The organism is Bacteriovorax sp. HI3 (genome assembly GCF_059738875.1).
Genome location: NZ_AP026946.1, coordinates 1 through 24,701, shown reverse-complemented (window position 1 = coordinate 24,701; position 24,701 = coordinate 1). Strand labels below are relative to the sequence as shown.

Genomic DNA, 24,701 nt, shown 5'->3' with positions numbered 1-24,701 from the left:
GAAATGATAGTCATATGAGTCACTTTAATTCCCTGCTTCAAAAAGTTTTAGAATGGGATGAACATGCTTCATCTCCACTAAATTTATACGGTGCAACCACGGAGCAGTGGTCGTTCATTCTCAACACATTTTTGCGAGAAAATGCGAAATTATTTCTCAAAAAATCGCAACTCATTATTGCCCCTACGAACGATGAAGCCGAAGATTTTTTCAACTCTCTTCAATTGGCCCAGAGCGAAAACAACATAGAATTAATGTTTTACCCGGGACTTGAAGCGTCGCCATATTCCGGAGTGATTTCCTCTGAAAAAAGCTTCTACGATCGACTTGAAGTGTTGAGCAAACTCAATAGACTCGATCAAACGAAAACAAAATTTATTCTCATCACAAGCTTTGAAGCACTCTCACTCAGAACACCTCCGAGACAGTTCTTCAATGAATTTAGTTTTATCATCAGGCCAGATGACATCATCGCACCAATTGACCTCGCAAAAAAATTGGTGAGCATGGGTTATTCTTCGGCCACATCAGTCGAAGAACCTGGAACATTTATTCAAAAAGGGCAGATCTTCGACATCTATCCGGTTGGTGGCAACCCGGTGAGGCTTTCATACTTCGATGATTTGATCGAAAGTATTTTTGCCATCGACTTGGATACGCAGAAAACTTTGCGCGATCATTCGATAAATACTGTTTGTATTACTCCGGCCGCAGGGATCCTGGCCCATCACGATTTCCCTGTGACTTTAAGAGAAAATCTTCCACAACCTGGGCCTGCGTTTAAAAACAAATTCGAATTTAGAAAAGCACTTTTTGCACGCTTAAGTGACGGGCTTCTTTTTGAAAATTACCCGGTTTATGTGCCGTTATTTTTCAAAGACCCGGAAACAATTTTTCATTATTTTGATCTCGCGCAAACTCAAGTCAGCATCTTAAACGCCAATGAAACGGAAAGAGCTTATCTTGAGTACGCAGAAGGTATGCGTTTTGAGTTTGAAAACGCTGAAGAGAACATCAACAGCGAAAACATTCTTCCGATTTTCAATAAAATTTATGATTTCTCTTTCATCGACAACATGAAAGACAGCAAGGTTATCTTAATTGATCAACTCAACCTCAACATGACCTTTGGTGAAATCTCCGACTCGGTTGATTTGCGTTTAATTAAGACAAAAACGTTCTTAAATGAACACATCAACCCAGCTCTTTCAAAACCTGAATACATTAAGGCAGCACTCGATTTTATCAAGGTGCATTTTGAATATCAGGGAAAGATTTATTTTTCTTCTTATAGTGATTCATCAAAAAATGAGATTCAGCACTTGATTGACCTTCAAGGTTTTTCCGGTGACTTAAAAAAGAGAATTGAGTTTTTACCATTCAGAGTTTCTGAAGGTTTTTATTATGAAGGCGAAAAATTTCTGATCATCAGTGACGGTGACTTATTTGCTGCTAAAAAAAATAAAGCACAAAAATATAAGAAAGTTGACCTCGATCTTTTCGCTGAACAACTGGCCACCTTAAAAAGTGGTGACTACGTTATTCACAGTGAATATGGTGTTGGTGAATACCTGGGGCTTGAAGCCTTAGATATTGCCGGTGATAAAAGTGACTTCCTTGTTTTAAAGTACGCCGATAACGATAAAGTTTATGTTCCGGTTTATAAGTTAAACCTGATTCAAAAACATGCTGATGCAACTGCCGCTTTAAAGTCGGATAGTCTTCGCACAAACAAGTTCCAGGTTCTTAAAGCAAAAGCGAGAACATCAGCCAAAGCTCTGGCCTTCGACCTTTTAAAACTTCAGGCCGAAAGACAGTCTTCTGTCGCTTATGCTTTTTCTCCCCCTGATCACTTATACCGCGAGTTTGAACTGGCCTTCCCATTTGAAGAAACTCCAGATCAGGCGCGCGCAATTGAAGAAGTGCTCGAAGCTATGCAAAAGCCGGTGCCGATGGACTACCTGGTTTGCGGTGACGTAGGTTTCGGTAAAACAGAAGTAGCGATGCGCGCAGCTTTTAAAGCTGTCGAAGATAAAAAACAAGTTGCCGTTCTTGTTCCAACAACAATTCTGGCCCTTCAGCACTACAACTCTTTTTCAAAACGTTTTAAAGAGTTCCCGGTTCGCATTGAATTCATCTCACGTTTTAAGTCGGCCAAAGAATCTAAAGAAATATTAGAAAAAGCAGAAAAAGGGGAAATCGATATCTTAATCGGGACTCACAAACTGCTGTCAAACCAATTAAAATTCTCTGACCTTGGGTTGGTTATTGTCGATGAAGAGCAGCGCTTTGGTGTTGGCCACAAAGAGAAGCTAAAACTCATGAAAGCTTCCGTAGATTTCCTGACTTTAACAGCAACTCCGATTCCTCGAACATTGCAAATGGCCTTCCTTGGTCTGCGCGATTTATCACTAATAAAAACGGCACCACCAAGACGTCAGTCAATTAAAAGTTATGTGATTAAAGAAGACGAACTCACCATTCAGAACGCTCTTCAAAAAGAGCTTCAACGTGGGGGACAAGTCTTTGTTGTTCACAATAAAGTAAGCGATATTGAACAGTACGCGGCTTCAATCAGAGAACTTGTGCCCGAAGCAAAAATCACTTTTGCTCACGGGCAAATGGGTGAAAAAGAACTCGAAGACCGCATCAACTCTTTTTATAACGGTCAGTACCAAGTTCTCATTGCGACCACCATTATTGAATCGGGGATTGATATTCCAAACGCCAACACAATGATCATCGACCGCGCCGACACTTACGGTCTGGCACAGCTGCATCAGTTGCGCGGAAGAATTGGGCGCTCAGATAAAAAGGCCTATGCTTACTTCGTTGTTCCACGCATGCGTGAGATTTCAACTATTGCCCAAAAGAGATTGCACGCTCTGCAAACTTACGCCGATATGGGCTCAGGTTTTAACATCGCTTCTGTCGATTTAGAAATCCGCGGGGCCGGTGATATTTTAGGTGCAACACAGTCTGGACATGTAGAAGCAGTTGGACTTGAGCTTTATATGGAACTTCTAAAAGATGCCATCCATGAACTGCGTGGTGAAAGAAAAATTCTTAAAAAGGATATCGAAATCCTCACTCCATTTCCGGCCTTCATTCCAAACCACTACATCAGTGATGCAAGCGAGCGCCTAAAACAGTACAAACGTCTTTCCAACTGTGAAACTCATCAACTTTTGGAAAATATCAGAGAAGAATTCCAGGATGTTTACGGACTTTTCAGCGAAGAGCTCTCAAATCTCTTTATGGTTTTAGAAACGAGAATTTTCCTGCAAACACTTGGACTAAAATCGGTTCAAGTTGGTGGAACGGCCATTACATTAAAATTTGATAAACAATTTCTTGAGGCCAACACAGACCTGCGCGACCGCGTAGTGAACTTCTTTATCTCAAGACCAAAAATCTATCAATTTACTCCAGATTATCGAGTCATCTATAACCAAAAAACAGCGGTTACCCAGAATGATTTACTCAAATTTTCGAAGACGATTAGTGAGCATTTAATTCCATCTTAGCGTTCCTCGATCTCTTAAAAATAGCTGATCTTATTAATAGACTAAAACCGGTAAAATGCTCCACTAGAGCAATTTTTCAGGAATTTACACTACCTTTTTTTATTTTCTGCTATCATTAAAAGTACATACATTATTGCGTGTTAAAGAATTAACTTTTCTGAGGATAATAGTGATGAAAACATCAAATTACTTATCGATTCTTGCCCTGGCATTTTCAGTGTCGGCTTACGCTCAAGATAAGGAGCAGCCAGCAACGAACCCAAGAAACACTAACCCTGAAGCTATTGTTGCAACAGTTAACGGTGTGGAAATTAAGAAAGGACAACTTGATCAGGCCTTTGAACAAAACCTGATGTTTGTTTCGGATAAAATCGTTACAAAAGAAAAAGTTCTTAACGATATCATCAACCGTGAAATCGGGATCAAAAAAGCAAAAGAACAAAAACTTCAAGACGACCCAATCGTTAAATCAAAAATGGAAGATGTTCTTTACCATGCGATGATTTCAAAAGACCTGGAAAAGAAACTTCAAGGTATTCAGGTTTCTGACAAAGAAGCGCAAGACTACTATGCTAAAAACAAAGAATATCGCACAGCTCATATTCTTTTCCGCGTAAGAGTCGCTCCAGATAAGGCCGAAGTTGAAGAGGCAATGAAAAAGTCTCTGGAAGTTTACAAACAACTTCAATCAAAACCACAACAATGGCCGGAACTTGCTAATAAGTACTCTCAAAGCTCAACTGCGCCAGCAGGTGGAGACCTTGGTTACCTTCCAGCAGTTAAATACGCTCCAGAATACTTCAGAGCAATCAACGGAAAAGCTAACGGATACATTTCACCTCCAACAAGAACTCAGTTCGGGTATCACATCATTAAAGTTCTAGGGGTTAAGGAATGGAAAGAAGTTGACCCAGCACTATACAAGAAGATTGTTTACGACCAAAAACGTGACAAGATCCTTGAAGAGTACTTTGCTGACGCACGTAAAGGTGCAAAAATTACAGTTAACAAAGAATGGTTAAAATAGACAGCTAACAATAGCCTTGCGACTTGCGTAGTAATATCAGATAACTTACTCTAATAACCCTATAAGGTTTTAAGTTTTAGTAGGTTAAAATGAAACTCGCAAGTCGCTTTTTTTTTCTCGCAACTCTTCTGATCTCTCTTTCCGCTGAAGCTAAACTTCTCGATAAAATCGCGGCCATTGTAGACGACAACATCATCACTCTTTCACAAATCAATAGAACCAACAGCAACCTGGCGATCAAAAAGAACGTTGCTCCGATGATCTATGACAAAAACGCATACTCAAATGACGAACTTCTACAGATTGCAATCAACAAATACTTAATCCGCGCCAAACTCTCTGAGCTTGGATACACGATTACAGATGATCAGGTTGAAGCACAAATTAAATCAAACCAGGAACGTCTGGGTGTTGATAGAAAATCCTTGATGGGATTTTTAAAGCAACAAGGAACTTCATTTGATGAGTACTTTGAAACATTAAGAGAGGCTATCGAGTACAGCTACTTCGTTAACCGCGTTGTCTCTCCACTTATTGCTATCTCTGAGCAAGATGTAAAAAACACTTACTATAAAAACAACATCAAAGACTCACGACTTAACTTCAAATACTCCCTGATTGATTATGCTGTTGGAAAAGACGTTGTTGCTAAACCAACTAAAGGTCAGATGGAAGAGATCGTAAAACAATACCGCGTAAACGGCGTTTTACCTGAAGCTTACTCAACACTGACGGTAACAAACCTTGAAGACATCAGTGAAGAAGGGGTCACAACTGAGCTTAAAAACCTTCTAAAAGAAACTGATGAAGGTGCACTAACAACTCCAATTGTTATCAATAATCAGTACCACGTTTTCTATCTTGGGAAAAAAGACCTGGTAGAAACTGAAGCTTTCGCGTCTCAAAAAGATAAGATCAAAGATCAACTTTTTGAAAAGGCCGTAAAGTCTGAAACATCTGTGTGGTTTGAAAGAGAAAGAAACAAGCACTACATTAAAATTTCTCTCTAATGGAATTAAGAGATGATTTATGTAACTCAAGGACACGAAAGGGGCATTGGTCTCGAGATCTTTCTTAAGGCCTTTTTACTTCTCTCAGAAAGAGAGAAGAAAGCTGTCACACTCGTTGTTAATGAGCAGGACTTAAACGCAAACTTTAAGGACCTGGGTTTTAAAAAAGATAATTTCAAAGATCTCATTACTCTTCATCCAAAAACAGAAAAGGGAATTCCTTCTTCAACATCTTCATTGATGCATGTTCTAAACCTGATTAAGCCTGAAGATATTTTGGTGACTCTTCCCACTTCAAAAGATCAACTGATTCATGACGGGAAAAGCCTGGCCGGATACACGGAGTTTTTCCGTGAGTATTTCAACAACAAGAACATATCTATGACATTTAAAGGAACTTCACAAAATGTTCTTTTAATCACTGACCATGTTGCGCTCAAAGACGTCACAAAAGTCATCACGACGGATTTGATTGTTGAGAAAACCAATACGACGATTGAGTTTTATAAAAAGTATTTCTTTGATTATGAACAAGTGATCTTCTCAGGAATCAATCCGCACGTTGGTGAAAACGGAATCTTAGGAAGCGAAGATAAAATTATCACTACTGCCATTGACCAATTAAAAAAGAAACACACATTAGAATTCAAAGGCCCTTATTCTGGTGATACACTTCATATGCATCACGATGAAACAAAGAAGCAGTTATTTGTTTATATGTTTCACGATCAAGGTCTTGCCCAATTCAAAGCGATGCATGGACTCATTGGACTTAATATTTCTATGGGGCTTCCATTTTTACGTCTAAGCGTTGATCACGGCACGGCTTTCGATTTGTATGGTAAAAATAAAGCTAACCCAACCGGCCTGATTTTTCTTTTTAAACAAGCTTTCGAGGTTATGAAATATGTCGATAAACGAAATTAACGTTGTAAAAGCAGCGGTTCATAATTTGAAGGATGTTACTATCAGCATCCCGAAAAATACTCTTACTGTTATCACTGGGCCTTCAGGTTCGGGGAAATCATCTTTAGCTTTCGACACAATCTATGTTGAAGGGCAAAGACGTTATATTGAATCGCTTTCAAGTTACGCCAGACAATTCTTAGGTCAGTACCAACCACCTGAAGTGGAATCAATCACAGGCCTAAGTCCGGCGATTGCGATTGACCAAAAGACTTCTAGTAAAAACCCAAGATCAACAGTTGGAACAACAACTGAGATCTACGATTACCTTCGCGTTCTTTATGCGCGTATTGGAACACTTTATGATCCTGACACGGGTGTGGAAGTCAGAAGATACACGCCAAGCCAGATCACGAGAGAAGTTTTAAAAGCAGGGGATAAAGCAAAACTGCAAATCCTGGCACCTATTCCTTATAACGACAAAATTAAGTTCAAAGAAATCTCAAGTAAATTTCAGACAATGGGATTTACCCGCGCTCGCTTAAACGGCGAGATGATTCAGCTTGATGAAGACATCAAAGCTCCAAAAGGCAAATACCAGTTAGATATCGTTGTCGATCGTATAGTGCTTAAAGACGATGTTGAAAAACGCCTGGCCGACTCGATTGAGTACGCTCTAAAGCTTGCGGAAGGAAATGTTCAAATCCTGGTTAATGACAACAAGGTCCTGAATTTTTCTGAGCACAACAAATCAACTAATGGGGATAAGATTTATCCCGAGCTTGAACCGCGCCTGTTTTCTTTCAACTCGCCAATTGGTGCGTGTGAAGTATGTAACGGGTTAGGGGAAACAAAGATCTTCGATATTGACCTGATGATCTTTGATGAAAGCTTACCTCTTCTAGAAGGGGCCATCACTCCGATCTCTAAAAAGAGTTCATTTCTTTATAAAATGGTAGAAACCATTGCCGAAGAAGAAGGAGCAGATGTAAGCCTGCCTTTTAGAAAACTTCCAAAAAAGTTTAAAGACATTCTTTTTAACGGTTCAGATAAAGTCTACCGCTATTCATTTACTTCAGAAAACTCACACTTCGAGTTCTCTAAGGCCTTCCCGGGACTTTCAGCATGGCTGGAGAAAAAGTATCTGGAAAGTGGATCGGATAAAGTCCGTATTGAACTAGAAAAATACATGAACATTAAATGTTGCCCGTCTTGTAAGGGATTGCGCTTAAACCGCATTGCTCTTTCAACTAAGATTGGTAACAAAAATATTATGGATCTATGTACGCTTTCAATCTTTGATTGTTTTGAGTACTTAAATGCCATCAAGCTAGACGGTGAAAAGAAAATCATCGCAGAAAAGCTCCTTAAAGAAATCATTTCGCGCCTGCGCTTTTTAAATGATGTTGGTCTAAGCTACCTGACACTTAACCGCGGTGCCATGACTCTTTCTGGTGGTGAGTCTCAACGTATCAGACTCGCAACTCAAATTGGTTCTGCTCTCTCTGGTGTTCTTTACGTTCTGGATGAACCAAGTATCGGACTTCACCAAAGAGACAACGACCGCTTAATTAAGACACTTAAAACTCTTCGCGACCTGGGCAACACTGTTTTAGTAGTTGAACACGATGAAGATACAATGAATGAAAGTGATTACATTATCGACATGGGACCAGGAGCTGGTATTCACGGAGGGACAATTGTTTCTCACGGACCACTTCCAAAACTTTTGAGTGATAAAAAATCACTGACGGCAAGATTTCTTTCAGGCGCTGACCGCATCCCAGTTCCACAAACGAGAAAGAAGGCCACTAAGTTTTTAAAGTTAACTGGAGCAACTGAACACAACCTAAAAAAACTCGACGTTAATTTCCCTCTTGGTGGATTAGTGTGTGTAACGGGGGTGAGTGGTTCAGGAAAATCAACTCTTGTTCACAAGGTTTTAGTTCCTGCTTTAAAAACGCACTTAACTAATACCCATAAAACACTTTATTCGAAAGCTAACTACAATGCTCTTGCCGGCGTAGATGAAATCAAGACGGTTATCGAACTTGACCAGTCTCCCATCGGAAGAACACCGCACTCAAACCCGGCCACATACACCGGACTCTTTGATGATATTCGCGATATCTTTGCTTCAACCAATGAATCGCAAATCAGAGGGTATAAAACAGGACGCTTTAGCTTTAACGTTAAAGGTGGACGCTGTGAAGAGTGTGAAGGTAACGGTGTAAAGAAAATCGAAATGCACTTCCTTCCTGATGTTTATATCACTTGTACTGAATGTAAGGGGACTCGCTACAACGCTGAGACTCTTTCTGTTCTTTATAAAGGAAAAAACATCGCTGAAGTTTTAGAGATGTCGATTGAAGAAGGTTGTGAGTTCTTTAAAAACCACACTAAAATCTCTCGCGTCCTGGAAACACTTCGTTCAGTTGGTCTGGGCTATATGAAATTAGGTCAGCCGGCAACGACACTCTCTGGTGGTGAAGCTCAACGATTGAAACTCTCTCGCGAGCTTTCAAAAAGAACAAAAGGGCACTGTCTATACGTTCTTGATGAACCGACAACAGGTCTTCACTTCCAAGATATCAAAATCCTTCTTTCAGCTCTTCAGCAACTAGTTGATCAAGGTCACACGCTTTTAATTATTGAGCACAACCTCGACGTTATTAAAACTGCCGACCATGTTATCGACCTGGGGCCAGAAGGCGGAACAGGTGGAGGAGAAGTCGTGGCCATTGGGACTCCGGAAGAAGTCGCTAAAAACCCAAAATCGATTACTGGTAAATATTTAAAGAAAGTTCTTAAAGCATGATTCATATAACAGACGCCAACGATCCACGGATTGCAGAGTTTATCTCAATCCGTGATCATGTACTCAATTCAAAAGACCTCATCATTGCCGAAGCTGAAAAGCTTTTCCTGCAACTGCGTGCGAGCAATAAACCTATTCATAAAATCCTGGCAATACCAGCATTCATTGAAAGACATCAGCTCACTGGTGACAATATATTTGCGGCAGATAAGAAGGTCCTTGAATCCGTGGCCGGCTTTAAAATTGAATTTGAAGTCTTAGTCCTGGCCGAAAAACCAAAGGACACTGCCCTTGATCAACTCGACAATCGAATCATTGCTCTTAATGGTTTAACATCACCTGAAAATGTCGGAAGCATTGTCCGCTCAAGCGCTGCTTTTGGAATTAAGTCCATGCTGATGGATGAAAAGACATGTTCACCTTACTTAAGACGCTGCATCCGCGTTTCTATGGGAAATATCTTTGCCATGAAAACGCATCATGCACTTAATGTTAGAGGGGATTTAAAAAGACTTAAAGAATTAGGTTACACTATTCTTTCAACGGCCAATATCCCAGGCTCTATTGATGTGGCCGATTATAAATTCCCTGAAAAATGTGTTCTGATTATCGGAAGTGAAGGTCATGGTATCGACCAGGACATTCTTAATCTTTCCGACACTATTTTAAAAATTAAAATTGATCCACAGGTAGCACACCTCAATGCTGCCAATGCCGCTGCCATCTTTTTATCGAAGATGAGCTCGCTTTAAAAGGAGACCCCATGGAAGCTAACGTTAAATGGAATACAAAATTAAGTTTTACTGGAAATGTTAGGGGACATGAGACTCAACTCGATACAACTCTTGCTAACGGAAGCTTAAACCGTGGCCCAAGTCCAAAAGAGATGCTTTTAAACGCTATCAGTGCTTGTGCTGGAATGGATATTGCTTCGATCTTAGAAAATAAAAAAGAGCCACTACTTACACTTGATATCAATGCCAAGGCCAACATGACAAAAACGACGCCATCGTATTTTGCCGACATTCATTTAATCTATAAAATTGGCGGCGAAGTGAATAAAGATATGGCCATCAAAGCTTGCGAAGCATCGATGACAAAGTATTGTGGTGTGAGTCTCATGCTGAGCAAAGTCTGCCCAATTACTTATGACGTTCTTCTTAATGGAGAAAAGATTTTCTCTGGCGAGTCAAAGTTCTAGAGTCTTTCTGACACTAATATCTTCTTAATGCTTTCATGCTCTGACAGCGTCTTGTTGTTTACGTGCTCGTTCGTTAACCTACCTTCATTGTTCTTTTTTAAGGAGTTTTTATGAAGTGGTTAATTCTATCCCTGGTCCTTTCATCGCAAGCTCTCTTTGCTTCAAGTGAAGTCGATCAACTCTCTTTTCTTTATTACAAAAACAAGATCAATAGCTTTGAAAAAGCAATTGAAGGTGAAGACCAATGTTATCCTCGCCCAGACTCAAGTTCATGCGCGAAAGTAGTATGTGCAAATCTTCCTTCATACATGTGTGACAGCGCTGATGAAATCAAACAAGTGACAACTATGTGTAAAGGAAACTTTGGAGGTGAGTGTGTTGCAAGAATTATCAAGCAACTTCCTTCATATCAAAGTGATTCATTAGATAAAATGAAAGGCATCGCTAATCAATGCAGTGGTGTATTTGGTTCAATATGTTTTGATTTCTTTGCAAGTAAACTTCCTGCTTATCAACTAGACACTCGAGATAAAGTCTTCGAAGTGTTAGGCCAATGTAAAAATGCTTCGTATGATGCTGTCGACTGCGCGATCTTCACTTGTAGCAAACTTCCATCGTATCAATGCGACTCTCGCGATGAACTCATCAATGTTTTAAAGTCATGTGGTAATTAATTTGGGGGCTTTGCGCCCCTTTTTTATTTTCTGTTGCCTAGTTGACAAAAATTTAAACTGCGTTTATTCTGACAAAAGTTATTACTTTAACACGAGGGAGGTACATTTATGATTTCAATTAACAAAATGATTTGTACTGATCGTCGTGTGTCTCAACCCGTCCAGCTCTAAAGCACACTTCTAATCTTTGTACATTCATTGTCATTAATTCGGATCAACTCAAATGTAGTTTTTAGTTTTGTTGTTTTAATTTTTAGTATTTTTTAATTTTATTGGAGTTTTATATGGAACATTTGTTTCACAGGAATTGTTTTGCCTTTTTTCTAGAATTTAAAGAGTTCAGTTTCTATTTTGCAAAAGCTAGTTCTAGTTTTTTCAAAATGATCTGGGCCTTAACGTGCCTGAGTGTTTTTTGTATCAGATCTTTGTGCCACCTTTTATTTGTTGGCCCATCTTTATACAAAAGGCATTCGCCTTATGAATCCACCATCGTGGAGAAGAGTGCACCATTGCACTTTCACAGGAATTTCTAATCTATGGAAAAACACTTTTTAGGCATAAAAAAAGGGAGCCCGAAAGCTCCCTTCTTTTTATCGTAAAACGCTCTCGCGTTTTTTCTTGCGAATAAAAAAATTACACAAGGAAAGTAGAGATAAGTGCGAAAATTACAAGTGATTCCATAAGTGCTAGACCAAGAATCATTGGAGTTTGGATTTTATCAGCTGCAGCTGGGTTACGAGCGATTCCTTCTAGAGCTACTGAAGCAGCTTTAGATTGAGCTTGTGTACCACCGAAAACAGCGATCCCTAGAGCGAAGAAGTAAGCGATGTACTTGATTGCTACAGTGTTAAGACCAGCAGCTGCTGCGCCTTCTGCACCTTGAGCGTATGCTTGTTGAGCAACAAGACCAACTAGAACTAGGAAAGAGAAAATTAAAGGTAGCTTTTTCATTTGTTTGTCTCCTTAGACAAAAAAGTTAATAGTTCGGTTTTTTCTTAGTGATGAGCGTGATGATCACCATGATCGTGGTGAGCAGTCGCTAAACTAATATAAACCATTGATAGCATTGTAAATACGTAAGCCTGGATAAAAGAAACCAGGATCCCTAGAACCATGAATACGATTGGTACTAATAGTGGAGCTAGGTTTGAGAATGTTCCAAGAACCATGTGGTCCCCGTACATGTTTCCGTAAAGACGAAGAGCTAGAGAGATTGGACGAATACATGTTGAGATGATCTCGATCGGGAAGATTAAGATCGCCATGTACCATAGAGGTCCAGCAAAGTGCTTAAGGTAATTAAGCGTTCCAAGTTCTTTACAACCTTTGAAGTTGAAGTAGATGAACGAGAACACACCAACTGCAAGAGTTGTGTTGATTGATTCTGTAGGTGGAAGGAATCCTGGGATTAGTCCAACCATGTTCGATACGAAGATAACAAGGAACATTGTCGCAACAAACGAGTAGTACTTAGGAGCATCTTTTTCTCCAAGAACTGCGCGAGCTTGTGTGTAGATAAATGAACCGTATAGTTCAACGATGTTTCTGTATGTGATTCCTTTATCAGGAATAACTGCAGCGTCCATGTTTTTAGTTTTAGCACGGTAGTAAACACCAGTTAGCACTAAAGCTAGTAAAACAAGGATGAAAGTTAAAATGTGATCGTAGTGATGAACTCCAGTCAGGTGTTCAAAGAAGTGATCTAATCCAGTCGCGTGACCAAACTGAGTTACCCAAGTGAAACCACCAGATGCATGTGCATTCGATGAAAGAAGTGCAAGAAGTGATACGAGTGAAATTTTTCTCATTTATTAGACCCTTGTTCTGCCACAGGTTTTTTCATACTGAGGTAGAGGACAACTATTTGTAATACATAAATTAGCACTGGAATTATTATCCTTTTTCCCATGATTTGTACACCTAAAGTTAGCGCGACAATGAGCACAATTGCTTTTCCAATAAAAAGCCCAATAAGCCCTGATTTATCTGCCTCGCCATTGCCCGCGGCCTGATTTGTGACCTTCTCAACACCCTTAACCAACATATATTGATTTAGGCACGCCGCTAAAAAAATGGTCAACATCACTTTAAGTTCTTCGAAATTTCTGGATAAAAAATAGGAAATGATTAGCAAAATGCTTGAAAAGAGTACGTATTTTTTGAAATCAATTTTTGCGCTTATATGCATAATAAACCATGAGGAACAAGATGTTTCCTACAATCGCCAGGAAGATTAAAACTGCTACGACTTTGCTTATTATCCCGAGTTTGACGAGTTGGAAAGCCCCCCAGGCCGCAATAAAAATTGTCGAAGGAAGACTCATGGCCAAGCCCATGATTTGAATCCACTTTTTATTCATGTTTTTTCTCCAAATCAAGGTTGTCCCAGACATAACAAAGCTCAGTCACTTTTTGGCCGGCAATCACGTCTTCTTTTGTGTGCCCATTAAAACGCCCGCCCGTACTTTCATAAAATTTAATCGTTGGATTATCTTTTAAAACCCAAAGATAGGCCTTAGTGAAGCCGCGTTTTTTATATTCATTAAAATATTTTTTGAAAAGTTCCAGCCCAATTTTTTGCCCTTTATATTTTTCGAGCAAATAAACAGCATAAACTTCCGCATAATCTTTATATTCTGGATCGCGAGGAGTGCTGCCATTAATAAAACCAATTACACCATGCTCTTTTGATTCGGCCACAAAAGTGACTTGTGCCGCATCCATCGTCACGCGCTTCCATAATAGGTAACGGTTCTTAAAATTTAAGGGACGTTCGTTAAGAAAAGATTCAGGCATTAAGCCTTTGTAAGCTTCTCTCCATGAGTTGATATGAACGTTGGCAATTTCAGCGGCATCATCGTATGTAGCAGGTCGTACGATCACATTCATTAGCGTCTTCTCGAAACTCTTCTCTGATAAAGAGAGTTGAGTCTGTTTTGAATAACATCCGGATTCGGGTAATCATTGGCAATCGAATAATAAATATCGTAGGCCATCTTTAAGTTTTCAGTCGATTCGTAAGCGTTGGCGACCATGAATTTCGCCTGAACGATGTATTCTTTTTTCGTTTCACGCTTTAAATACTCCAGCCATACATAAAGGGCCTTGTTAAAATCTTTCTGCTCAAAATAGATCAGGCCGACGTAATAAAAAGAACGAATAAAGTACTCATGATTCGGGTCAGACTGAATTTTTGTCAGCTGAGAAAGAGCAGCTTCTTTATCGTTGAGATAAAAATACGAAAGGGCAATTTGCAGCTGGAAGAAATCGAAATTTTTTAATTTCGGCGTAAATTGCGAGAGGCGAGTGTAGTTTTTAATCGCATCTTTATAATTTTTTAAATAGTTGAAGTTAACGTCTGCCAGTTTTTCTTCAGTCTTAATTAACCAAAGTGGATCTTCTGTCAGCTCTTTAACTTCATTGTAGTAATAAACGGCCTTTTTATACTGACCCAGGTAAATAGAGTAGAGTTCTCCTAACTGGTAGCAGATTTTAAGTCTTAAATCTTGAGCGGGGTTACTCTTTAGAATGTCTTCGTAAAGATAAGCTGCTTTAGCGTATTCTTGTTCAGTAATGTAGTTTTGGGCATCAATGATTTTTCTATTAATTGGGGGAGTGAAGTCGCACGAGGTGAAGGCCGCAAGTGAAGCCACGATAAAAACTTTGAATAGAAACCTTGGAAAGATCTTCTTCATGAAGAACTCCTAGTAATTAAAGTTTGCTGATCTTTTTGTGACGGCAAAATCTGTAATCTTAAAATCGGCCACACCTTCTTTCCAAAAGGGATCGAGGGCCAGGATTTTTTCCAGTTCAGCTCTATCCATTTCACGAGCTAAAATAATTCCGCCGTCGCGTGGGTTCTTAGGGCCTGAGGCCACTAAAGTTCCCTTGGCGTAGTACTCGTCTAAGAAAGCACGATGAGCTTCGAGGTGACTATCCACGAAGCTCATGTCTTTTTTATAAGTCAGTTCAATGATAAACATTCTATTCTTCAGTAGCTGCCGGTGGAGTTTCATTTCCTCCGCCTTCCGAAGGTGTTCCAGCTGATGCTGCTCCTTCTACTACTTCGATATCCTCATCTGGATCAACGATTTTTTCTACAGCTACAACTGATTCACCTTCTTTAAGCTTAATCAGACGGACACCTTGAGTTGTTCTACCCATTAGAGAGATACCAGAAATTTTCGTTCTGATGACTTGTCCTTTATCAGAGATGATCATTAGATCGTCTTTGTCTGTAACTGGTTTAATGTCGATGATGTCACCGTTCTTTTCGTTCAGTCTCATCGCCAGGATACCTTTACCACCGCGAGATTGTTTTCTGTACTCAGATACTGAAGTACGTTTCCCATAACCTTGAGATGTAACAGATAGGATTTCTACTGAGTCATCGATAATTTCCATACCGATAATTTTTTCATCGTCAGAAAGCTCAATCCCTTTTACCCCTTGAGAAACACGGCCTAATGGACGAGCGTCTGTTTCAGCAAAACGGATAATTTTCCCTGAAGATGAACATAGAAGAACGTCTTTTTTACCATCTGTGATCTTAACCGATAGAAGGTTATCGCCATCTACGATCTTGATTGCTGTTAATCCTGATTGACGGATGTTTTTGTATTCAGAAAGTTCTGACTTCTTAACAATTCCGCGCTCAGTAGCGATCATCAGGTATTTTCCTTCGACGTCATTTGGAGCAATCATGATGTTCTTAACTGTTTCACCAGGTGGTAATTGAATTAAGTTAACAATGTTACGTCCTTTCGTCGTACGGTTACCTTCTGGGATGTTGTAAACTTTAATCGAGAACACTTGTCCTTTATCTGTGAAGACAAATAGAGTCGAGTGAGTGTTAGCGATGAAGATAGATGTGTAGAAGTCGTCATCCGCTCCATCAGCACCTTTTACACCTGTTCCACCACGTTTTTGCGTGCGGTAAGTGTCCATCTGCATACGTTTTACGTAACCTTTGTGAGTAATTGTTACGATAACATCTTCATTCTTAACCAGGTCTTCCATCTGAATTTCATCAGCTTTTGCGATGATTTCAGTTCTTCTCTTATCGCCGTAGTTTTCCAGAACTTCTCTGAATTCTGTACGGATGATATCTGTGATCAGATTTTCATTTCCAAGAATTTCTTCAAGGCGAGCAATCTCTCTCATGATGTCGTTGTAGTCTTTAATGATCTTATCGCGCTCAAGACCAGTTAAACGTTGTAGTCTCATATCCAGAATAGCTTGCGCTTGAATATCAGATAGAGAGTAAACGCTCATTAACTGAGCTTTAGCTTGATGAGGACCTTCAGATTTCTTAACAAGTTCAACGATAGCGTCGATATTTTCAACAGCAATCTTTAAACCTTCCAGGATATGAGCGCGCTCTTTTGCTTTTTTCAGCTCGTAAACTGTTCTTCTGATAACAATTTCTCTTCTGTGGTCGATGAAGAAAAGAAGTTGTTCTTTGATGTTTAGAATACGAGGAGATCCGTTAACAATCGAAAGGAAGATAATACCAAACGATGTTTGAAGCGGAGTCGCCTTATAAAGTTTGTTAATGATAACTGTCGCGATTTCGCCTTTTTTAAGGTCGATAACAACTCTGATCCCTTCGCGAGAAGACTCATCACGGATATCTGAGATACCAGTAAGTTCTTTTTCGTTAACAAGTTCAGCAATTCTTTCAATAAGCTTAGCTTTGTTAACTTGGTAAGGAAGTTCAGTGATAACGATAGAATCGCGGTCTTTTTTAGCGTTATGTTCAACGTCGATTTTCGCTCTGATTTGAAGAACACCCTTACCTGTGTGGTAAGCAGAACGAATCCCTTCCGTCCCGTGGATTGTACCAGCAGTAGGGAAGTCCGGCCCTGGGATGATTCTCATTAAATCTTCAATTGAAGCTGTTGGCTGATCAATTAAAAGAAGAAGACCGTTCATGATTTCTGATAAGTTGTGTGGAGGAATGTTTGTTGCCATCCCTACAGCGATACCAGAAGACCCGTTGATTAAAAGGTTTGGAATTTTTGTTGGAAGAACACTTGGCTCAACTAGAGAGTCATCGTAGTTCGGGTTCCAATCAACCGTTTCTTTATCAAGATCAGCAAGCATTTCTTCCGAAAGCTTCTTCATTCTGATCTCGGTATACCTCATCGCCGCCGCATTATCTCCGTCGATCGATCCGAAGTTCCCTTGTCCATCTACTAGCGGGTATCTCATTGAGAAATCCTGAGCTAGACGAACGATAGCACCGTATACAGCAGAGTCACCGTGTGGGTGATACTTACCGATAATATCCCCAACAACACGCGCAGACTTTAGGAATGGCTTGTTGTGGTAGTTATTTAGTGAGTCCATAGCGTAAAGAACACGTCTATGTACCGGCTTCATCCCGTCGCGAACGTCCGGAAGGGCACGGCCAACGATTACCGACATTGCGTAATCGAGATAGCAGTTCTTCATCTCATCTTGAATGACCACTGGAGAAATATTTCCGTGGTTAATTGTGTTATTGTTGTTTTCTTCTGACATATTTTTTTACCTTTTTAACAATCTAAAATTTACGAATTACACATCAAGGTTTCTAGCGTTCAGCGCGTTTTCCTCAACGAACTTTCTTCTTGGCTCTACCTGGTCTCCCATTAGAACTGTAAAGACTTGATCCGCTTCAAGCGTATCTTCGATTCTTACTTGTAGAAGTGTTCTGTTAGAAGGGTTCATAGTTGTTTCCCAAAGTTGCTCTGGGTTCATTTCTCCTAGTCCCTTGTAACGCTGAATGTATGCACCTTGTTTCCCATCTGCGATAACGAATTCAGAGAATGCCGTTAGAGATGTGAACTCTCTTGTGTCTTTTTCACGTTCAATTTTAAAGCTCGCTTTGTTGTATTTTTTAATACCGTCAAAGCTGTTAACTAAATCAGCAAATTCCGGCGATCTTAGGAAGCCCGGGCTGATTTTAAATCTCTTTGTTCTTGAAGCAGTTTTAATGTTCAAGCGAAGAGAGAAAGTTTTTGTGTCATAGTCTTCTTCAACTGTGATTGAGTACTGCTTTAGTGTTTCAGTCTCAAGCGGCTTGAAGAAATCAGTAAGTCTCTTAGCTTCAGCTTCAACTTTTGCTTTATCGCTCATGTCTTCAGCTCTAAGCATCCCATCTTCAATCAGTCTTCTTAGAAGGTCTGAATCGTAGTGAGTGTCGTAGTAAGAAAGAGTTTTTCTGTACATGCTTTCTTTATTGATTAATTGCTTAGCTGAATCCCCAGAAACTAGTTCTCCATTGATACTAATTTTTGAATCATCAGTTGCATTGTTAATCAGGTACTCTTCAAGGCGTTTATCGTCTTTTAAGTACGTCTCCATTTTCCCTTTTTTGTATTTATAAAGAGGTGGTTGAGCGATGTAGATATACCCTTGCTCAATTAGCTCCGGGAATTGACGGTAGAGTAGAGTAAGAAGCAGAGTTCTAATGTGTGATCCATCGACATCGGCATCGGTCATGATAACAATTTTGTGGTATCTAAGCTTTGCGATGTTGAATGTATCTTTACCAACACCAGTCCCTAGGGCCTGGATTAGGTTTTTAATCTCTTCTGAAGCCAGCATTTTTTCATAACGAGCTTTTTCAACGTTAAGAATCTTACCTTTTAGCGGAAGAACGGCTTGTACTCTGCGATCGCGACCTTGTTTTGCTGATCCGCCCGCAGAGTCCCCTTCTACGATGTATAGTTCACACTGAGCAGGATCTGATTCCTGACAGTCTGCCATTTTCCCTGGAAGACCAGAGAATTCTAAAACGTTTTTACGACGAGTAAGTTCACGTGCACGTCTTGCAGCTTCACGAGCGGCAGCGGCGTCCACAGATTTTTTGATAACCATTTTCCCAATTTCTGGGTTTTCTTCTAAGAAAGTTTTGAAAGATTCACCCACAAGTGAGTTAACAATCCCTTCAACTTCAGAGTTACCAAGTTTTGATTTCGTCTGACCTTCAAATTGTGGCTCTTTTAGTTTTACTGAAACAACAGCTGTTAAACCTTCTCTCATATCATCACCCGTAAGAGCGATTTTGATGTTTTTTAGAAGGTTGTTATCTTTGGCGTAGTTGTTAAGTACACGTGTAAGAGCAGTCTTAAATCCAGAAACGTGTGTTCCACCTTCTGGAGTCGAGATGTTGTTGGCGTATGACGTGATGACTTCGTTGTACGAGTCAGTCCATTGCATTGCGATTTCCGCTTCGTAATCATCTTTTGTCTGCACGAAGTAGATCACTTTTTTGTGAATCGCAGTTTTTGCTCTGTTTAGGTAGTTAACGAATTCAGAAATCCCGCCTTCGAAATAAAATAGGTCTGATTTTTCTGAACGCTCGTCTTTAAGAGAAATTTTTAGACCACGATTTAAGAAAGCCATCTCGCGGAAGCGGTTAGCTAGTGTATCGTAGTTGAATTCGTGGAATTCGAAAATCTCGTTATCTGGTTTGAAAGTAACTTTTGTTCCCGTTTCTTTTGGATTATCAAGCACACCAATTTCTTTAATTTTATCAGTCGCTTTACCGTGATCAAAATTTAATTCGTGAAGCTTTCCGTATTTTTTAATCTCTAGTTTTACCCATTTTGAAAGGGCGTTTACTACCGCAGCACCTACACCGTGAAGACCACCAGAAACTTTGTAAGCTCCTCCGTCTTCGTTGAACTTTCCACCGGCGTGAAGTTTTGTATACGCAAGTTCCGCTCCTGAAATTCCCTCTGTAGGGTGAATATCAGTTGGGATCCCACGGCCGTTATCAACAACGGTAACTGAGTTATCGATGTGAATAACAACGTTGATATCTGTACAATAACCAGCAAGGGCTTCATCGACAGAGTTATCAACAATTTCGTACACGCAGTGGTGAAGACCACGGATACCAGTATCACCGATGTACATACCAGGACGCTTTCTTACGGCATCAAGTCCTTCAAGAACTTTAATCTGGTTTGATCCATACTCAGTGTTTACTTTTGAGATTGATTCGGATTGATTGTTTTCCAAGACAGATACTCCTTCATTGTTGGAGAAGTCTTAGTGAATTATGGAACCATTCCTGATGTGGATGTTGTTGGCGCCGCTAATTCGGTCTAATTCTTCCTTAAATTTTTCGTTGGCAGTAGTTATCAAAACTTGAAATTCTCGTTTTTCTAAATACTCAACTAGCCTACGCCATCGATGCTGATCAAGCTCGCCAGAAACGTCGTCAATTAGCACTATTGGATAGGACATATATTTATACCGAAAAAGCTCTATATAGGCAAATAAGAGGCTTAAATAACTCATCTTTTGCTGACCTAGAGAACAAAAATCAAACGAATTTAAACCGTCAAAAAGAAGCACGTAGTCATCTTTATGTGGACCGTAAGAAGTGTGTCCTCTTTCGCAATCAGATTCCAAGTTGTTGGCGAATAATTTTTGAATATTTTCTACCGACATTCCAATTATGCGCGAATCTAAATTTATTTTTAAACTGTGGCGCTCTGAAAATAAGGCCTGAAAGGTCTCGCCAATTAGCGGTTCTAAGGCCTCCAGGAACTCTACGCGCTTGTTTGTGAGAAAATGCGATAGTTGGGCAAGCTCGGAATCAGAAGCTAAAATTTGCTCCTTAAAACGGCTTGGTTTTTTGGAAAGCAGGGTATTTCTGAATCTAAGGGCGATTGTATAGCGGGCCAATTGCTTTTTATATTGGTCATCCAGCTGGCTTAAAAAGTAATCAATCCACTCGCGGCGATCGCTGGCACTATTGTGAAATCCATACGAATCAAACGGATTGATGAAAACAACTTTTATGTCTAAGCGTTTTTTTACCGGAGCTCCATCTAAAAACCAAAGGACATTCTCATTGGTCATTTTAGATGTGTAGCTCATGACTTCTTTGTCGTCGTTTTCCACAACAGAAGAAAATATAATCTCAGGTTTTCCACCATCAATACTCAAAAATTGTGGAAAACTCGTATTTTTACGAAAAGATTTTTTTGTGGCGAGAACGTTGATAGCTTCTAAGATATTTGTTTTGCCATTTCCGTTCTCACCAAGGATGCAATTGATCCCTGATGAAAACGTGATGATGTCTGGATTTAAATTTCTAAAGTTTGTAACTTGTAATTTAGAAATTTTATACGTGCTCATAAGACCTATAATTTAAGCGGCATTACGATACACAGATAGTTTTGATTTTTTGTCGATCTGATAACAGCTGGTGAAAGCTCATTGTTAAATTCCATTCTGATATCTTCATCACCAAAGATTGAAAGAATATCCATTAAGAATTTAGCATTGAATCCGATTTCAAATTCTTTTCCAGAATAATTAATCGGGAACTTTTCAAAAGCATCACCTAGAGAAGGGTGGTTAGCAGCAACCGTCATTTCACCTTCTTTCATGATAAGCTTCACACCATTCGATCTTTCGTTGGCCATAATCTTGATACGTCTTACAGCATTTAAGAAAGAGTTCTTGTCGATATCAGCGTGGTTATTTGTCTTCTTAGGAATAATCGCCTGGTACTTTAAGTATTCTTTCGCAATTAATCTAATAGCTAATAAATAAGTATTATTAGCGTTCAAATAAATGAATGATTCATCAACTGAGATCCCAATCTGGTGATCTGGGTAAGCTTCAGCAATTTTTTTAAGTTCAGCTACACCTTTCTTAGGAATGATGATCCCGTTAATAAGCGCTTCAATCTTATTGTTAGAAAGTTCTGTCTCTACTAGAGCAAGTCTGAATCCATCAGTCGCTACTGCTCTAAGTTTTCCATCGATCTCTTGAAGATAGATACCACTTAAGAAAAGTCTCGTTTCATCATTTGAAATAGCATGTGAAGTTTTATTGATCATTTCCAAGATCTGGAATGTGTTCAGTTTAAACTCATTAGCATTTGTTCCAAATTGAAGGTGAGGAAACTCTTCGCTTGTATAGATCAGAAGTGTGAAGTTAATAGATCCACATGTAAGCTTTAAGTTATTTGATCCTTCTGGAAGTTCAATTGTTAATTCCTTCTCTGGAAGTTCTTTTACGATATCAAATATATTCTTGGCATTTACACAAAATGTACCTGGTTTTTCCACAATACAGTTAGCTGTAACTTTTGCTGATACTTCTAAATCTGTAGCAGTCATTTCGATCTTGTTACCGCTAGCTTGGATTTGAATGAAATTTAGTATTAAACGAGTATTTTTTTTATCTACTACTGAAAGGATTTTAGTAAGAGTCTCTTTTAATTCATGAACTGAAATTTTAATTAACATAAGGCTATTTCCAAAATTTTATATCCTAAGTTTTTAGCAATTAGGAGTCATAGTATCAAGCTTCATTGAGCCACAATATCCCATAAATTGATCATCCTAAATGTAATCAATCTAAACGAATTTAATGAGTGGTTTGATGAAGTTCAAAAGAGCTCACTTCAGACTCCCATGGCTTTATATTATTTATTATTATTATTAATACTTTTATTATTACACTGTGGATAAGTGGAAAAGATATGAAAGTCTTTTGATTTCATACAATTAATGAATGTGGGTATCTTGATTATTTGGGATAACTTTTCACTTTTTTAAAAGTCCCGACGGATATTCTTGTTGCGGGGCCTATAATTCACATTCTTATTCACATCTTTTCAACTGAGTTTCAACATTACTTCTTAGATTGCTTAAATAGGGCCTTTTTCACCTCATTTTAAAAATCTTTTCCACATAGTTATTCACATTGTTGAAAACTTTTTGTGGATAAAGGCCTATGCGAAATAACCTTGTTAACACGCGGCCGTAAAACGAAAATTTTTGTTTGGCCATGCATAAAATCTCGGCCGTTATGTGGAAAAGGCCGTGGATAAGGTGTGAACAAATTGTGGAAAACTATCTTAAAAGACGACAGAGTTATTCACAGCTATCCACATTCAATGTGAATAGCTGTGATTTATATTGAGACAGTTTTGGACTTAATTTTTAGAGATTAGATTCGATAGCGTTGATGTCTTTTGAAAGAGAAGAGTCAGTCTTAACTTTATCAGAGATAGTGTTTACAGCATGGATAACAGACGAGTGATCGCGGCCCCCGAAGAACGCTCCGATTTCTTGTTGTTTTGCATTGACTACTTTTCTAGCTAGGTACATGGCCACGTGACGTGCCTTGGTGATGTCCTGGCTTCTTCCTTTAGATTTTAAGTCTGCTAGTGGTACGCGGAAGTATTGAGCTGTAGCTTTTGCCACAGATTCAATGGTCACTTCTTTTTCGTTTTCACTATTAGGAAGCATTAGTTGCTCTTTAACCAGGTCAACTTCGATTTCAACATTCATTAGCTCGCTGACTGCTTTAAGTCTTACTAGTGAGCCTTCCAGCTCTCTGATGTTCGTCTTAATTCTTGAAGCAATTAACGTTAAAACGTCTTCGTTGATATAAAGGTCAAGCGCTTCCATCTTGCGACGAAGAATCGCGATTCTTGTTTCTAAATCAGGTGGCTGGATATCAACGACAAGTCCCCATTGAAGACGTGTTTTGATACGCTCAGAGATACCGTCAATTTCTTTTGGCCTTTTATCAGAAGTGAAGATCAGCTGTTTTCCTTTATTATGCATTTCATTGAACACATGGAAGAACTGGTCTTGAGTTCCTTCTTTATTTTTTAGCTCGTGGATATCGTCGATCATTAGGACATCGATTCTCTCAGTGTACTTTCTTACGAACTCATTAATACGGTTCGTTTTCATTAACTGAATCATCTCATCCATAAAATCGCGGGCAGTGATCAGACAGATAGTGTATGACGGATGCTTTTCTGCAATTTCATTAGCTACAGCATGCAGGAGGTGGGTTTTCCCCAGGCCTGAGTTACTGTGGATGTATAAAGAAGGGTATTTTCCTTCCTTACCTGGTGTCAGGGCTACGGCTTTTGCTGCTGCCTGAGCGATATTGTTAGTAGGTCCAACGATAAAATTATCGAAGGTCTTTGAACGGTCAACTCTGATTCCCGTTTTGTTCGGGTTCATGTGCTCAATGTACTCAGCGTCCACGCGCGATTTTAAATCGTCGCGAGTAGGGGTTAAGTCCAGGGTGAACTTAGTTGTCGCCATCGACTTTGGTTTGTTGTCGTCTTTAATTTGAACGCCTGAAAGGCCAAAAGCAGGAGCGATGTCCGCTGCCTGGTCTTTAGATGTGATAATGATCTCGTATGCTGTTCCTAGAACATTATAAAGAGCTTTGGCGATTTCTTCTTTATATAGGTCAGCCGACTTCTTAATGAAGGCCGTACGAACGCTAAAAGTTGCGCCTGTGCTGTCGATTTCTTGAAGCTCAAGAGAGTTCTCGAAATACGTTTTGAACTTTAGTTCTGGTACGATAGTCTTCAGGTGGCTTAAAACCTCCTGATTAATAGCGTTTAGCTCTTCTTGATGTTCAGAAGACTGGCCGTTTTCTGGGCTCAATTCAGGTGAGAATTGTCCGAAAAAATGGTCATTTGTCTTGGTCTCATTACCTATCGAAAAAAAATGTTTAATGAGATGAGACGGGAAGTCCTGCGCCAT

Annotated in this window: 20 protein-coding genes; 8 read left to right on the top strand and 12 right to left on the bottom strand. The window is 39.5% G+C overall.

Annotated features, from left to right (window positions below; translation table 11 throughout):
- Nucleotides 1–14 precede the first annotated feature (14 nt).
- The 8 genes from mfd (at nucleotide 15) to AC6JA8_RS00065 (ending at nucleotide 11,163) form a co-directional block, all read left to right on the top strand.
- The gene (gene mfd, locus AC6JA8_RS00100) at nucleotides 15–3,527 is read left to right on the top strand and encodes a transcription-repair coupling factor (protein WP_497975227.1); all 3,513 of its coding nucleotides are present in this window, start codon (nucleotides 15–17) and stop codon (nucleotides 3,525–3,527) included.
- Between the two features lie 172 nt (nucleotides 3,528–3,699).
- Nucleotides 3,700–4,554, top strand: coding sequence for a peptidylprolyl isomerase (locus AC6JA8_RS00095; RefSeq protein ID WP_497975226.1), 855 nt, complete (start codon nucleotides 3,700–3,702; stop codon nucleotides 4,552–4,554).
- An 89-nt stretch (nucleotides 4,555–4,643) separates the two neighbouring features.
- Nucleotides 4,644–5,564: a peptidylprolyl isomerase gene (locus tag AC6JA8_RS00090; RefSeq protein ID WP_497975225.1), complete on the top strand. Its 921-nt coding sequence runs from the start codon at nucleotides 4,644–4,646 to the stop codon at nucleotides 5,562–5,564.
- A gap of 12 nt (nucleotides 5,565–5,576) precedes the next feature.
- The gene (locus AC6JA8_RS00085) at nucleotides 5,577–6,491 is read left to right on the top strand and encodes a PdxA family dehydrogenase (protein ID WP_497975224.1); all 915 of its coding nucleotides are present in this window, start codon (nucleotides 5,577–5,579) and stop codon (nucleotides 6,489–6,491) included.
- On the top strand, nucleotides 6,472–9,288 hold the full coding sequence (gene uvrA, locus AC6JA8_RS00080) for an excinuclease ABC subunit UvrA (protein WP_497975223.1): 2,817 nt from the start codon (nucleotides 6,472–6,474) through the stop codon (nucleotides 9,286–9,288). Before AC6JA8_RS00085 ends, uvrA begins: the two co-directional genes overlap by 20 nt.
- Nucleotides 9,285–10,040 carry a TrmH family RNA methyltransferase gene (locus tag AC6JA8_RS00075; RefSeq protein ID WP_497975222.1) on the top strand — a complete coding sequence of 252 codons (756 nt, stop codon included), beginning with the start codon at nucleotides 9,285–9,287 and terminating at the stop codon, nucleotides 10,038–10,040. The genes uvrA and AC6JA8_RS00075 overlap by 4 nt, the downstream gene beginning before the upstream one ends.
- Nucleotides 10,041–10,051: 11 nt before the next feature.
- Nucleotides 10,052–10,489 carry an OsmC family protein gene (locus tag AC6JA8_RS00070; protein WP_497975221.1) on the top strand — a complete coding sequence of 146 codons (438 nt, stop codon included), beginning with the start codon at nucleotides 10,052–10,054 and terminating at the stop codon, nucleotides 10,487–10,489.
- 110 nt (nucleotides 10,490–10,599) lie between these two features.
- Entirely contained in the window at nucleotides 10,600–11,163 is a 564-nt protein-coding gene (locus AC6JA8_RS00065; protein WP_497975220.1) for a hypothetical protein, read from the top strand.
- Between the two features lie 633 nt (nucleotides 11,164–11,796).
- On the opposite strand, the gene AC6JA8_RS00060 is transcribed toward AC6JA8_RS00065, so the two are convergent.
- The 12 genes from AC6JA8_RS00060 to dnaA all read right to left on the bottom strand — a co-directional run bounded on the left by AC6JA8_RS00060 (nucleotide 11,797) and on the right by dnaA (nucleotide 24,602).
- Nucleotides 11,797–12,114 (bottom strand): ATP synthase F0 subunit C, encoded by a 318-nt coding sequence (locus tag AC6JA8_RS00060; RefSeq protein WP_142410276.1) that lies wholly within the window; start codon nucleotides 12,112–12,114, stop codon nucleotides 11,797–11,799.
- A gap of 44 nt (nucleotides 12,115–12,158) precedes the next feature.
- The gene (atpB, locus tag AC6JA8_RS00055; RefSeq protein ID WP_497975219.1) at nucleotides 12,159–12,971 is read right to left on the bottom strand and encodes a F0F1 ATP synthase subunit A; all 813 of its coding nucleotides are present in this window, start codon (nucleotides 12,969–12,971) and stop codon (nucleotides 12,159–12,161) included.
- The gene (locus AC6JA8_RS00050) at nucleotides 12,968–13,351 is read right to left on the bottom strand and encodes a hypothetical protein (protein WP_497975218.1); all 384 of its coding nucleotides are present in this window, start codon (nucleotides 13,349–13,351) and stop codon (nucleotides 12,968–12,970) included. The genes atpB and AC6JA8_RS00050 overlap by 4 nt, the downstream gene beginning before the upstream one ends.
- On the bottom strand, nucleotides 13,329–13,523 hold the full coding sequence (locus tag AC6JA8_RS00045; RefSeq protein ID WP_102241818.1) for a hypothetical protein: 195 nt from the start codon (nucleotides 13,521–13,523) through the stop codon (nucleotides 13,329–13,331). Before AC6JA8_RS00045 ends, AC6JA8_RS00050 begins: the two co-directional genes overlap by 23 nt.
- Nucleotides 13,516–14,052 (bottom strand): GNAT family N-acetyltransferase, encoded by a 537-nt coding sequence (locus AC6JA8_RS00040; protein WP_497975217.1) that lies wholly within the window; start codon nucleotides 14,050–14,052, stop codon nucleotides 13,516–13,518. Before AC6JA8_RS00040 ends, AC6JA8_RS00045 begins: the two co-directional genes overlap by 8 nt.
- On the bottom strand, nucleotides 14,052–14,858 hold the full coding sequence (locus AC6JA8_RS00035) for a tetratricopeptide repeat protein (protein WP_142410281.1): 807 nt from the start codon (nucleotides 14,856–14,858) through the stop codon (nucleotides 14,052–14,054). The genes AC6JA8_RS00040 and AC6JA8_RS00035 overlap by 1 nt, the downstream gene beginning before the upstream one ends.
- A gap of 9 nt (nucleotides 14,859–14,867) precedes the next feature.
- Complete coding sequence (locus AC6JA8_RS00030) at nucleotides 14,868–15,146, bottom strand: YciI family protein (RefSeq protein ID WP_497975216.1); 279 nt, start codon at nucleotides 15,144–15,146, stop codon at nucleotides 14,868–14,870.
- 1 nt (nucleotide 15,147) lies between these two features.
- Nucleotides 15,148–17,688, bottom strand: coding sequence for a DNA gyrase subunit A (gene gyrA / locus AC6JA8_RS00025; protein ID WP_497975215.1), 2,541 nt, complete (start codon nucleotides 17,686–17,688; stop codon nucleotides 15,148–15,150).
- Between the two features lie 36 nt (nucleotides 17,689–17,724).
- Nucleotides 17,725–20,178: a DNA topoisomerase (ATP-hydrolyzing) subunit B gene (gene gyrB / locus AC6JA8_RS00020; protein ID WP_497975214.1), complete on the bottom strand. Its 2,454-nt coding sequence runs from the start codon at nucleotides 20,176–20,178 to the stop codon at nucleotides 17,725–17,727.
- A gap of 30 nt (nucleotides 20,179–20,208) precedes the next feature.
- Complete coding sequence (recF, locus tag AC6JA8_RS00015; protein WP_497975213.1) at nucleotides 20,209–21,306, bottom strand: DNA replication/repair protein RecF; 1,098 nt, start codon at nucleotides 21,304–21,306, stop codon at nucleotides 20,209–20,211.
- A 5-nt stretch (nucleotides 21,307–21,311) separates the two neighbouring features.
- The gene (gene dnaN / locus AC6JA8_RS00010) at nucleotides 21,312–22,427 is read right to left on the bottom strand and encodes a DNA polymerase III subunit beta (protein WP_102241809.1); all 1,116 of its coding nucleotides are present in this window, start codon (nucleotides 22,425–22,427) and stop codon (nucleotides 21,312–21,314) included.
- A 699-nt stretch (nucleotides 22,428–23,126) separates the two neighbouring features.
- The gene (dnaA, locus tag AC6JA8_RS00005) at nucleotides 23,127–24,602 is read right to left on the bottom strand and encodes a chromosomal replication initiator protein DnaA (protein ID WP_497975212.1); all 1,476 of its coding nucleotides are present in this window, start codon (nucleotides 24,600–24,602) and stop codon (nucleotides 23,127–23,129) included.
- Between the last annotated feature and the right edge of the window lie 99 nt (nucleotides 24,603–24,701).

What these genes read in the sequence shown, in the direction of transcription:
- mfd (WP_497975227.1), top strand. Translation starts at nt 15, where the DNA reads ATGAGTCACTTTAATTCCCTGCTTCAAAAAGTTTTAGAATGGGATGAA.
- AC6JA8_RS00095 (WP_497975226.1), top strand. Translation starts at nt 3,700, where the DNA reads ATGAAAACATCAAATTACTTATCGATTCTTGCCCTGGCATTTTCAGTG.
- AC6JA8_RS00090 (WP_497975225.1), top strand. Translation starts at nt 4,644, where the DNA reads ATGAAACTCGCAAGTCGCTTTTTTTTTCTCGCAACTCTTCTGATCTCT.
- AC6JA8_RS00085 (WP_497975224.1), top strand. Translation starts at nt 5,577, where the DNA reads ATGATTTATGTAACTCAAGGACACGAAAGGGGCATTGGTCTCGAGATC.
- uvrA (WP_497975223.1), top strand. Translation starts at nt 6,472, where the DNA reads ATGTCGATAAACGAAATTAACGTTGTAAAAGCAGCGGTTCATAATTTG.
- AC6JA8_RS00075 (WP_497975222.1), top strand. Translation starts at nt 9,285, where the DNA reads ATGATTCATATAACAGACGCCAACGATCCACGGATTGCAGAGTTTATC.
- AC6JA8_RS00070 (WP_497975221.1), top strand. Translation starts at nt 10,052, where the DNA reads ATGGAAGCTAACGTTAAATGGAATACAAAATTAAGTTTTACTGGAAAT.
- AC6JA8_RS00065 (WP_497975220.1), top strand. Translation starts at nt 10,600, where the DNA reads ATGAAGTGGTTAATTCTATCCCTGGTCCTTTCATCGCAAGCTCTCTTT.
- AC6JA8_RS00060 (WP_142410276.1), bottom strand. Translation starts at nt 12,114, where the DNA reads ATGAAAAAGCTACCTTTAATTTTCTCTTTCCTAGTTCTAGTTGGTCTT.
- atpB (WP_497975219.1), bottom strand. Translation starts at nt 12,971, where the DNA reads ATGAGAAAAATTTCACTCGTATCACTTCTTGCACTTCTTTCATCGAAT.
- AC6JA8_RS00050 (WP_497975218.1), bottom strand. Translation starts at nt 13,351, where the DNA reads ATGCATATAAGCGCAAAAATTGATTTCAAAAAATACGTACTCTTTTCA.
- AC6JA8_RS00045 (WP_102241818.1), bottom strand. Translation starts at nt 13,523, where the DNA reads ATGAATAAAAAGTGGATTCAAATCATGGGCTTGGCCATGAGTCTTCCT.
- AC6JA8_RS00040 (WP_497975217.1), bottom strand. Translation starts at nt 14,052, where the DNA reads ATGAATGTGATCGTACGACCTGCTACATACGATGATGCCGCTGAAATT.
- AC6JA8_RS00035 (WP_142410281.1), bottom strand. Translation starts at nt 14,858, where the DNA reads ATGAAGAAGATCTTTCCAAGGTTTCTATTCAAAGTTTTTATCGTGGCT.
- AC6JA8_RS00030 (WP_497975216.1), bottom strand. Translation starts at nt 15,146, where the DNA reads ATGTTTATCATTGAACTGACTTATAAAAAAGACATGAGCTTCGTGGAT.
- gyrA (WP_497975215.1), bottom strand. Translation starts at nt 17,688, where the DNA reads ATGTCAGAAGAAAACAACAATAACACAATTAACCACGGAAATATTTCT.
- recF (WP_497975213.1), bottom strand. Translation starts at nt 21,306, where the DNA reads ATGAGCACGTATAAAATTTCTAAATTACAAGTTACAAACTTTAGAAAT.
- dnaN (WP_102241809.1), bottom strand. Translation starts at nt 22,427, where the DNA reads ATGTTAATTAAAATTTCAGTTCATGAATTAAAAGAGACTCTTACTAAA.